The sequence below is a fragment of the Paracoccus sp. FO-3 genome (assembly GCF_006386455.1).
GTDB lineage: Bacteria > Pseudomonadota > Alphaproteobacteria > Rhodobacterales > Rhodobacteraceae > Paracoccus > Paracoccus versutus.
This window is the reverse complement of record NZ_VCBQ01000151.1, coordinates 1-8,585: the sequence shown is the minus strand read 5'-3', so window position 1 is coordinate 8,585 and position 8,585 is coordinate 1. Positions and strand designations below refer to the sequence as shown.

General features: G+C 67.5%; 8 protein-coding genes and 2 pseudogenes. 3 read left to right on the top strand and 7 right to left on the bottom strand.

Features of this window, described 5'->3' with window-relative positions:
* The 7 genes and pseudogenes from FE811_RS24560 to FE811_RS24530 form a co-directional block, all read right to left on the bottom strand.
* Positions 1 to 93: pseudogene (locus FE811_RS24560) on the bottom strand (succinyl-CoA--3-ketoacid-CoA transferase); the annotation flags it as partial.
* A gap of 71 nt (positions 94 to 164) precedes the next feature.
* Positions 165 to 1,082, bottom strand: a complete 918-nt coding sequence (locus tag FE811_RS24555; RefSeq protein ID WP_140849126.1) for an SDR family NAD(P)-dependent oxidoreductase — start codon at positions 1,080 to 1,082, stop codon at positions 165 to 167.
* Between the two features lie 12 nt (positions 1,083 to 1,094).
* A complete protein-coding gene (locus FE811_RS24550; protein WP_140849124.1) occupies positions 1,095 to 2,282 on the bottom strand; it encodes an acyl-CoA dehydrogenase family protein in 1,188 nt (395 codons plus the stop codon).
* 2 nt (positions 2,283 to 2,284) lie between these two features.
* Complete coding sequence (locus FE811_RS24545) at positions 2,285 to 3,154, bottom strand: CoA ester lyase (protein ID WP_140849122.1); 870 nt, start codon at positions 3,152 to 3,154, stop codon at positions 2,285 to 2,287.
* A complete protein-coding gene (locus FE811_RS24540) occupies positions 3,151 to 3,603 on the bottom strand; it encodes a MaoC family dehydratase (protein WP_140849120.1) in 453 nt (150 codons plus the stop codon). The genes FE811_RS24545 and FE811_RS24540 overlap by 4 nt, the downstream gene beginning before the upstream one ends.
* A gap of 13 nt (positions 3,604 to 3,616) precedes the next feature.
* The gene (locus tag FE811_RS24535) at positions 3,617 to 4,810 is read right to left on the bottom strand and encodes an acetyl-CoA acetyltransferase (protein ID WP_140849118.1); all 1,194 of its coding nucleotides are present in this window, start codon (positions 4,808 to 4,810) and stop codon (positions 3,617 to 3,619) included.
* A gap of 4 nt (positions 4,811 to 4,814) precedes the next feature.
* The gene (locus FE811_RS24530) at positions 4,815 to 6,257 is read right to left on the bottom strand and encodes an OB-fold domain-containing protein (protein WP_140849116.1); all 1,443 of its coding nucleotides are present in this window, start codon (positions 6,255 to 6,257) and stop codon (positions 4,815 to 4,817) included.
* 161 nt (positions 6,258 to 6,418) lie between these two features.
* Between FE811_RS24530 and FE811_RS24525 the strand changes: the two genes are divergently transcribed.
* The 3 genes and pseudogenes from FE811_RS24525 to FE811_RS24515 all read left to right on the top strand — a co-directional run.
* Entirely contained in the window at positions 6,419 to 7,426 is a 1,008-nt protein-coding gene (locus FE811_RS24525; protein WP_140849114.1) for a phosphotransferase family protein, read from the top strand.
* A 10-nt stretch (positions 7,427 to 7,436) separates the two neighbouring features.
* Positions 7,437 to 8,330, top strand: a complete 894-nt coding sequence (locus FE811_RS24520) for a MaoC family dehydratase (RefSeq protein ID WP_181180956.1) — start codon at positions 7,437 to 7,439, stop codon at positions 8,328 to 8,330.
* 52 nt (positions 8,331 to 8,382) lie between these two features.
* Positions 8,383 to 8,585: pseudogene (locus FE811_RS24515) on the top strand (acyl-CoA dehydrogenase family protein); the annotation flags it as partial.

Here is an 8,585-nt window from a genome sequence, read left to right as displayed (position 1 = left end):
GCCGCAAAGCCCGAAACCCCCGGCCGCGATCAGCATCCCGTCCTTCAGCAGGCCGTCCAGAGCGGCATCCGCGCTCGCATAGATCTTCTTCATGCATCCCTCCCGTTGTTGGCGGGGCCAGTCTTGGCGAGAGATGGCGCCCCGATTAGAACCCTCCGGTCTGTTCAGACCGGATCCCAGGTGAAGACGTCACCCGATTTGTGCAGCGGATAGAAATCGTTGCGGAACATGGGGAAGACCCGCTCGGCCACGGTTTCCGGCGTCCAGCCATCCGAGGTATGCGCGGTGCGGATCGGACGCGGCTGCGAGAACAGGTAGATCTCGTTGTTGCGCACGCCGAAGATCTGGCCCGTCACCTCCTTGCCCGCGTCCGAGGCCAGCGCTACGACGAAGGGCGCGATCTTTTCCGCGACCAGCTTCTTGAGGCCTTCGACGCGCTTCTTCTGCTCGGGCGTCTCGTCGGGGATCGACGAGACCATGCGCGTCCAGGCGAAGGGCGCGACCGCGTTCGAGCGCACGCCGAAACGCTGCATGTCGATGGCGATGGCCTTGGACAGGCCGGCGATGCCCAGCTTGGCGGCGGTATAGTTGACCTGCCCCAAATTGCCGATCAGGCCCGAGGTCGAGCTCATATGCACATAGGCGCCCGAGCCCTGTTCCTTGAAATGCGGCGCGGCGGCGCGGCTGACGTTGAAGGTGCCCTTCAGATGCACCGCGATGACAGAATCGAACTCCTCTTCGGACATGCGGTGGAACAGCACGTCGCGCAGGTTGCCCGCATTGTTGACCACCGCGTCGATGCGCCCGAAACTGTCCAGCGCCGCCTGCACCATCGCCTGGGCGCCGTCCCAGTCCGCGACGGAATGGCCGTCGGCGATGGCCCGACCGCCCAGGGCCTCGATCTCGGCCACCACCTCCTGCGCCGGGCTCAGCCCGGTTTCCGAGGCGCCGCTCAGCGCCACGCCCAGATCGTTGACCACCACGGCGGCCCCGGCTCGCGCCATGTCCAGCGCAATGCCGCGCCCGACGCCGCGGCCCGCGCCGGTTACCAGGACGACCTTGCCTTCCATTGCCTTGGTCATGAAAACAGCCTTTCAGTAGGATTTCGGCAGGCCGAGAACCTTCTCGGCGATGAAGCTGGCGATCAGCTGTTCGGTGATCGGCGCGATGCGTGTCACCGCCACCTCGCGGAACAGCCGCTCGACATGGTATTCCTTGGCATAGCCAAAGCCGCCCATCGTGAAGATGGCCCTTTCGCAGGCCTCGTAACCGGCGCGCGCGCCCAGGAACTTGGCGGTGTTCGCCTCGGCGCCGCAGGGCTTGCCGGCGTCGTAAAGCTCGGCCGCCTTCATCGCCATCAGCCAGGCGGCTTCCAGATACATCCAGCGTTCGGCCAAGGGGTGCTGGATGCCCTGGTTCTGGCCGATCGGCCGGTCGAAGACCACCCGCTCCTTGGCGTATTGCGTGGCGCGGCGCAGCGCGTCCTGGCCGATGCCGATGGCCTCGACCGCGATCAGCACCCGCTCGGGGTTGAGGCTGTCGAGGATGTAGCTGAAGCCCCGGCCCTCGTCGCCGATGCGGTGCTCGTGGGGCACGAAGAGGTCGTCGATGAAGATCGCGTTGGAATCCACCGCCTTGCGGCCCATCTTGGGGATGCGCTGCACGTCGATCTTGCTGCGGTCGAGGTCGGTATAGAAGATGGTGATGCCGTCGGTCGGACGCTTGCAATCCTCGAATTTCGTGGTGCGCGTCAGCAGCATGATCTTGTTGGCGACCTGGCCGGTCGAGGTCCAGACCTTCTGACCGCGCACGCGATAGCCGCCCGGCACCTTCTCGGCAAAGGTCTTGATGCGGGTGGTGTTCAGGCCGGCGTCCGGTTCGGTAAAGCCGAAGGCGACCTGGTCCGAGCCCGAGATTAGCCGGGGAATCCATTCGGATTTCTGCTCATGCGTACCGTGAACGACGATCGGGTGCGGCCCGAACAGGTTGATATGCACCGACGAGGTCGCGGCCATGCCGCCGCCGTGGCTGGCGACCTCGTGCATCATGATCGCGGCCTCGGTCACGCCAAGGCCGGCGCCGCCGTATTCCTCGGGCATGGTGATGCCCAGCCAGCCGGCATCGGCCATGGCGCGGTGGTATTCGCGCGGAAACACCCCGTCCTCGTCGCGCGCGAGCCAGTAGTCGGCGTCGAAGCGCGAGGCGACGGCGCGCACGCCCTCGCGGATCGCGGCGCGGGTTTCGGCCAGTTCCTCGGCGGATTGGTTGGTCGTCTGGGACATGGTTATCCTTCCTGCACACTGGCGAGGGTGCGCCGCGCCTGCTTCAGATGGGGGATGTCGTACATCTTGCCGTCGATGCCGATCGTGCCGAGGCCGGGGTCGGCATCGAATGCCGCCACGATGCGGGCGGCCAACGCCAGATCCGCGTCCGAGGGGGCAAAGGCGCGGTTGATCGGATCGACCTGGGCCGGGTGGATGGCGAGCCGGCCGGCGAAACCGTCGCGACGCGAAACCCCGCAGGCATCGATCAACCCGGTTTCGTTGCGGAAATCGGCATAGAGCGTGTCCAGCGCCGGAACCTCGGCAGCAGCCGCCGCCATCAGGCATAGGCTGCGCGCCAGTTGATAGGGCTGCGACCAGTCGCCGTCGGCGCCCTTGTTCGAGGTCGCGCCGACGACCGCCGACAGATCCTCGGCGCCCCAGGTCAGGGCCGCGAGCCGCGGATGCGCCGGCGCATAGGAGCCGAGGTTGAACATCGCCGGGCCGGTCTCGGTCGCCACGACGATGATGCGGATCGCCCCGGCCGGCAGGCCGGCGCGGGCCTCCAGCGCGTCGAGGTAATGGCCCAGGCGCAGCACGTCCTGCCCGCCGTTGGCCTTGGGCAGCATGATCCCCGCCAGCCCCGGCCGCACCACCGCCGCCAGGTCGGCCAGCGTCAGGCCGCTGTCCAGCGCGTTGACGCGAACCCACAGCGCGGGGCCTTTCGGCCCTTCGTCCAGCCAGCCGGCCACCATGGCGCGCGCGGCATCCTTGTTGGGCGGCGCCACGCTGTCCTCGAGGTCGAGGATCAGCCCGTCGGCCGCCGTCTCGCGCGCCTTGCGGTATTTCTTCTCGCTGTCGGCGGGAACGAAAAGCAGCGATGTCAGTCTCATGACGGGCGCTTCATCATCAGGGCAAGGCGCCTGCATTCGCAGACCACCTCGTCGCGCTGGTTCAGGCCGCGATGCAGGAAGGTGACGATACCCTGCGTCGGGCGCGACTTCGATTCCCGCTTGGCAATCACCTCGGTTTCGGCGCGGATGGTGTCGCCGGCGAAGACCGGCCTGGGGAACTTGACTTCCTCCCAGCCCAGGTTGCCGACCGTGGTGCCCAGCGTGGTATCGCCGACCGACAGGCCCACCACCAGCCCCAGCGTGAAGACGCTGTTGACCAGCGGTTTGCCGAACTCGGTCGTCTTGCAATATTCGTGGTCGATATGGATCGCCGCGGGATTCATGGTCATCGTCGAGAACTGCATGTTATCCCAGTCGGTGACCGTGCGGCGCACGTCATGGCGGATGACGTGGCCGGCCTCCAGCTCTTCGTAATACTTGCCTGCCATGCGTTTTCCTCCGTTATTGCAGCCGGCCCAGCACAGACACCGCCGCGACCGAGTTCGACGGCTGGCCGCCCAGGTTGTGCGTCAGGCCAAAGTCGATATTCGCAAGCTGGCGCGCGCCGGCGCGGCCCTTCAGCTGGGTATAGACCTCATAGGCCATGCGCAGGCCCGAAGCCCCGACCGGATGGCCGAAGCATTTCAGCCCGCCGTCGATCTGGCTGGGCAGCCGGCCGGTCGCGTCAAAGGCGCCATCCAGCACGTCGAACACCGCGCGTCCGTCCTGCGACAGGCCCAGATCCTCCATCGTCACCAGTTCGGTGATCGAGAAGCAGTCATGGACCTCGGTCAGGCCCAGATCGGCGGGGGTGATACCCGCCTCGTCATAGGCGCGGCCGGCGGCGATGCGGGTGTTGCGGACATAAGAGCCGTCCCATTCGCCATATTGCATCTCCCAGCCGTTCGAGGCGCAGACCTGCACCGACTTGACCGAGACCAGCGCGTCCTTCGACAGGCTGCGGGCGATTTCGGGCGTGCAGATGATCGCGGCCGCCGCACCGTCCGACACGCCGCAGCAGTCGAAAAGCCCCAGGGGGTCGGCGACCATCGGCGCATTCAGGATCGTCTCCATCGTGACCGCCTTGCGCAGGTGGGCCTTTTCGGCATGGACGCCGTTCTGGTGCGACTTCCACGACACATGCGCCATCGCGCGCTTCAGGTCGCCCGCGTCGATGCCGTGGCGCGCCGCATAGGCCCCGGCCAGTTGCGCGAAGGTGCCCGGCGCCGAGCCATAGGGCATCCACAGGTCGTTGACCGATCCCTTGGTGCGGATCGGCAGGCCGCCAAAGCCGGTATCCTTCAGCTTCTCGACCCCCAGCGCCAGGGCGATGTCCACCGCGCCCGAGGCGACGGCATAGGTCGCGGCCCGCAGCGCCTCGGTCCCGGTCGCGCACATGTTCTCGACCCGGGTGACCGGCATCGGCGGCAGCCGCAGCGCCGTGGCCAGCGGAATGGCCGAGTTGCCGACGTTCACGTCGTCCAGGGCCGAGCCGAGCCAGGCCGCGCCGATCTGGTCGCGCGCGATGCCGGCATCGGTCAGCGCCTCCTCGAAGGCTTCGGCCATCAGCATGTCCGAGCTCATGTCCCAGCGCTCGCCAAAGCGGGTGCAGCCCATGCCGAGGATGACAGCCTTGTCGCGGATACCTTGTGCCATGGGGTTACTCCTTTGCTGCAAGCTGCGGACGCGCCAGCGGCGCAGCCTTCCAGAAATAGCTGCGGAACTGGCGCTGCCGGTCGATGGCCTTGATGCGGAAGCGCATCCGCAAGGGGGCGCCGACCTGCTGCGCCTGGCCCTCGACGTCGCAATGCTCCATCACCACGCGCGCGCCGTTCTCGAACTGCACCAGGCCGAAATAGAAGGGCGGATCGGGGGTGAAGTTCAGCCGATCGGCGGTGATCGAGACCACGCGGGCGGGTTCGTCGCGCAGGATGACATCCTCATAGACGCCGGGCTCGGCCAAGGCCGGGTTGACCGGCATCGGCGTCTTGGGGAATTGCACGTTGCCGCCTTGATCGCGGCCGCCGACGAATCCGTGCATCTCGCGCCCGTGACGGGCCAGCACGCTGGCGGAAACCTTCTGGTTCACCTCGGCGCGCGGGCCCCAGTCCAGCTCGATGCCGCCGGTCAGGGACAGCAGGCGGGAATAGCTGGTCAAGGGCACACCCTCGTCCAGCGCTTGGTGCGCCGGGCGATTGTGGGTCTTTGCGGTCACCTCCAGCACCAGCACGTCGCAGCCGTTGCCGCATCCCGCCAGCAGCACGATCTGGCCCGGCTCGGCCTGCTCCAGCGCCAGCGCGAGCCCGAACAGCGGCGCGGCGGTGCCCAGTTCGCCAGCCTCGGGGGCCAGCCGGTCGATGACGTTCGGCGCCGTCATGCCAAGCTTGCGCGCCGCCGCGGCATAAAGCCCCGACACGGCCTCGGGCATCACGGCCAGCGCGACATCTTCGCCGCGCAGCCCCGCCTCGGCCAGCGCCGCCTGTGCGGCGGGGATCAGCGCCTCGGATACCATGGAATCGCGCGAGAAACGCTCCTCGGCGGCATAGGGCAAGCCGCGCGCAACCGAGGTATAGCTGTCGAGCAGGTCCAGGTTGACCCGGCCCGCCCCCAGCAAGCGCGCCAGGCCCGGACCGTCGCCGACGACCGCCGCCGCGGCGCCGTCGCCCCAGGACAGATGCCCCGCGCTGCCGGGCTGGGTCAGGCGCCTTTCCCCTGCGGCGATCAGTTCGGTCCCCGGCGCGCCGCGCAACGCACGCAGCAGCGCAGAGACGGCCGACCGGCGGCAGTTGGCCAGGTCGGCCGTCTCTGCGTCGCGGGCGATGTTCAGCGCATCAGCCATGATCACCGCCTGCGAGCGGTCGGAAAAGGCCGAGGAGGTCGAGGCGAACACCACCCTCGCGATCGCGCCCTGCGCCTGGGCAAGCGCCTCGCGCGCCGCCTCGACCGCCTGGGTCAAGGCGTCTTCGTCCCAGCCCGCGACCGCGCGGCGGCCCTTGCCGTTCCCGCCCAAGCCCGACCAGGCCAGTTCGGCTCGCGCCGCCCTCCGCTCGAATCGCAGCAATGGCAGGTAAGCGCCGGTGCTGTGGATAGATCTGTTCGCCATGCCTTTTCCTCCCGTGCACTGTAAATATGCACTAATGCATACGATACGCAAGCATAACATTTATCTTGAACTATGTTCTTTGCATTATAATATGCCAGCAGTCAAAGTATCATGCCGGCCCGGCCCGGGCAGGCGCGCAAACCTGCAGACAGGACGACGACATGGAGTGGAGTTGGACCGAAGCCGACACGGATCGGCTGATCTCCTGGCTCAAGGCCCGGGGACTGGCGCCGCAAGGCGGCCGGCCAGAGGTGCGAATCATCGGCGAGGGGCACTCCAACATAACCTCGCTGGTCGAGATGGACGATTCGCGGCTGATCGTGCGTCACCAGCCCGTGATTCGCGCCAATGCGCCGGATGTGCTGCGCGAGGCGCGCCATATCGCCAAGCTCAACACCGCGGGCGTCCTGGCGCCCCGGATCCTGGCGATGGCCGCGGCGGGCGAGGCGCTGGATGTGCCGCTCTACGTGATGAAACATGTGCCCGGCATCGTGATCTCGGGCGACTTGCCCGAGCCATTGCGGCAGGATCCCCGCGGCATGGCCCATGCGATGATCGACGCGCTTGCCGATCTGCATGGCATCGACGCCGCCCGGATCACCGCGCGCCCGCTGGACGAGCCCGAAGCCAACCGCCAGCACTTCGCCATGCTGCGCGGCCTGATTGCCGATCTTGCCGGCCACGAAGGCGAGGCCCTGCGCGCCATGGCCGGGCGCCTGGACGAAAGCGTTCCCGATGCGGTCCGGCAATGCGTGGTCCACAGCGATTTCCGGCTGGGCAACCTGATGTGGGCGGCCGAGCTTCCGCCCCGGCTGGCGACGGTGCTGGACTGGGAGCTCAGCACCATTGGCGACCCGCGGCTGGACCTGGGCTATTTCATGATCGCCTATCCCGCGCCGGGGGTCGCACGCACGCCGTTGCAGGATCTCGGCCGGGCGCTCTACCAGGCGGAATTCCCGGCGATCCCGGATCTGCTGTCCCGCTACGGCGAACGCACAGGCCGGGCTCTGGCCGATCTGGACTGGTTCGCCGCCTTCGTGGCCTGGAAAACTGCGGTATTCTACGTGCTGTCGCGTCAGCGCGGCGAAGACTGTTACTACGATGATGATGCGCATTGCCGCGCCTTCCTGGAGGCGAGCGCCGATTACTTGGCCCGCCGGGGCAAGTGACGAGAGAAGAATGGATATTGAAGTATTGCGCCGCTTCCGGTTCGACGAGACCCGGCAAAGCTACTCGAGCAAGGATAGCATCCTTTACGCGCTCGGCATCGGCTTCGGCAGCGACCCGCTGAGCCAGGACGAATTGCGCTTCACTTATGAGGAGGATCTGCGCGCCGTTCCCTCGATGGTCAACATCCTGGCGCATCCCGGCATGTGGGTGAAACGCCCGGAACTGCGGCTGGGCTGGCAGAAGCTGCTGCATGCCGAGCAGCGCTTCGACATCCTGCACCCCCTGCCGCCCGAGGGCGAGGTCAGCGCGAAATATCGCGTCACCGGCGTCGTCGACGGCGGCGCGGCACAGGGCGCATGGCTCTATTTGCGCAAGACCTTGACCGATGCCGAAGGCCGGCCCGCTGCCCGCGTCAGCTCGACCTACATGCTGCGCGGCGATGGCGGATGCGGCATGTTCGGCGCGCCCGAGCCGCCGCTGGCGCCCCTGCCAGCGCGCGCGCCGGATCATGTCCTGAGCCATGCCACCCTGCCGCAGCAGGCGCTGCTCTATCGGCTCAGCGGCGACCTGAACCCGTTGCATGCCAGCCCGGAACTGGCGCGGCAGGCCGGTTTCGATCGGCCGATCCTGCACGGGCTATGCACCATGGGCATTGCCTGCCGGGCGCTGATCTCTGTGCTTTGCCCCGGCGCGCCCGAACGGCTGCGGCACATGTCCCTGCGCTTTTCGAGCCCGGTCTATCCCGGAGAAACCATCCAGACCGAAATCTTCGATCTTGGCGGCGGCGAGATTCGCTTCCGGTCGCGGGTGGCCGAGCGCGAGGTGATCGTGCTGGATCGCGGCCGGGTCGAGCTGGCGCCGGCAATGGCGACGGCGCCCAACGAGATGGAGGCCTCGCGCTAAGGCGAGGCTCGCCCGCCGGCCGGCCGGGAAACACGACGATATGGGGGATGAGATGGATTTCGGATTGACCGAGGAACAGGGGGCGATTTTCGCTTTGGCGCGGGATTTCGGCGCGGCCGAGNGGAAGAGGCTGGCACCATCCCGCGCGCCTTGTGGGCGCAGGCGGCCGAACTGGGCCTGGGCGGGGTCTATGTCGGCGAGGAGCATGGCGGCACCGGGCTCACGCGCCTGGACGCCACGCTGGTCTTCGAGGCG